This window comes from Halorubrum sp. FL23, assembly GCF_052439115.2.
In the GTDB taxonomy this organism is placed as follows: Archaea; Halobacteriota; Halobacteria; order Halobacteriales; family Haloferacaceae; genus Halorubrum; species Halorubrum persicum.
Genome location: NZ_JBQVRO020000050.1, coordinates 1 through 1,629 on the forward strand (window position 1 = coordinate 1; position 1,629 = coordinate 1,629).

The following is a 1,629-nucleotide window of genomic DNA, read 5'->3' on the forward strand; positions in this document are numbered from 1 at the left end:
GTACGTGTTTACCCCGAGGTCTCGACAGCCGGCACAGCGTGAGCCCGTGACATAACCTCATTATTGCTGACGACTCGACGAAGTTCTTCGTATGGATTGCGTCCCTGCTGGCGCCACGTCGCCAGCAGGGACAAGACCGTCTCGTGAACGAACATTCCTCGGTCATTACGCAGCGTTCCGATGATTTTCCGCAGAACTACTGGTTCCCGAAGCGCGTTCTCTGCGGCATTGTTTGTCGGAGAGACCGCTGGCTCACCGACGAAGGTGAGCCAGTGGTCGAGACCTCCTTCGATCTTCCCCAGCAGTGTTGCCACTGGTCCGTCGGGTACTGACCGGTCAATCAGCGATTCAAGCTCTCTTCGCGCCACACGCTGGAGCTCTGCTCTCTCACGAGGACTTGGGTCGCTCTCCAGCCGAGCCTGGAGAGCGACGAATAGCTGTCTGAGAGCTTGGTAGATCGGTTCACCTTCTGGCTGCTTTTCGGCGGCGTCCTCAGCCTCTCGAAGAATGTGCGCCCAGCACCGCTGGAGGTTGCTGCTGAAAGCTGGGTACGCCGCCCACCCGTCACAGACGACTGTTCCCGCGAAGTCCTCGCCGAGGACTTCTGCGGGAACATCACTTCCGCGACTCTCCCTGACCGCGTACAACGTATGTTGAATGGTCCGAAACGTCCAAATCCACGCTTGTTCACCGTCGCGCTTGATGCCTGTCTCGTCGATGTGAACCACGTCAGCATCCTGAATCTCTTGACGGATCTGCTCGTACTCACAGCGACCGGCGCGCGCAGCGCGCTCGGTCGCGTGCCACGCAGATGCACCCGAGAGTTCGAGTCCGTGTAGTTGCTCGAAGCGATCAGCGATCTTCCGGTAGGGAAGACGGTGATCGTACCGTGACAGAGCTGATTGAGCGATGACGTTCACCCCGAACTGCCCCTCATCGGGGCAGTCGGGGTGAGCCGCAACTGTCTCTGTTCCACAGGAATCGCACTGGTAGTAGTGGCGGTTGTACCGGGTGATTTTTGGGGGCTGGGGATCAGGGATCTCCTCGACGAGTCGGGGGCTGATGCCCACCGACTCGTCGAAGCAGTCGCCACACTCAGGACAACAGTCACAGGTGACTTCGATTTTTTCGTCAGGATCGGCCGTAGAACGCCACTCCGGATCGTGACCATCCTTCCGACCGGGAGTGCCACCGTCAGTTCGGACATCGTCGTCTTCGTCATCTTGCGAGGTCGGGGACCCGTCGGTCCCCGACCGTCGCTTACTGGGTGGAGTGTGTGGATTCTCGTACTTCCGGAGGCGTGTTTCGAGTTCTTCGATCCGCTCTTGCTGCTCTTCGATCAGTTCGTTCTGTTCCTCGATCCGCTCGTCTTTCTGGGCGATCTTCTCTTCCAGCTCGTCGATTCGTTCCTCCATCTGGAGAAACCGCGAGAGGAGTTCGTCCTTGGAGAGATCGTCCCAGCTCATCGATTCCACCTCGAAACGAAGACAGCAGGGCTGACGGGATGGTCTCCGCTGCTCGGAGACCATCCCTGAGGATGTAGACTGACTCCCTGCTGGCAGACCATGTGTCTGTCATAGGCCACCACCTACGAGATAGTGACGAAATCAGACGGGGCTAAACACGTAC

At 58.7% G+C, this 1,629-nt stretch carries 1 protein-coding gene; it reads right to left on the reverse strand.

The genetic code is table 11. The features are described from left to right. Nucleotides 1–8: 8 nt before the first annotated feature. Entirely contained in the window at nucleotides 9–1,466 is a 1,458-nt protein-coding gene (tnpC, locus tag ACT4MF_RS18810; RefSeq protein WP_285255122.1) for an IS66 family transposase, read from the reverse strand. Between the last annotated feature and the right edge of the window lie 163 nt (nucleotides 1,467–1,629).

What these genes read in the sequence shown, in the direction of transcription:
- tnpC (WP_285255122.1), bottom strand. Translation starts at nt 1,466, where the DNA reads ATGAGCTGGGACGATCTCTCCAAGGACGAACTCCTCTCGCGGTTTCTC.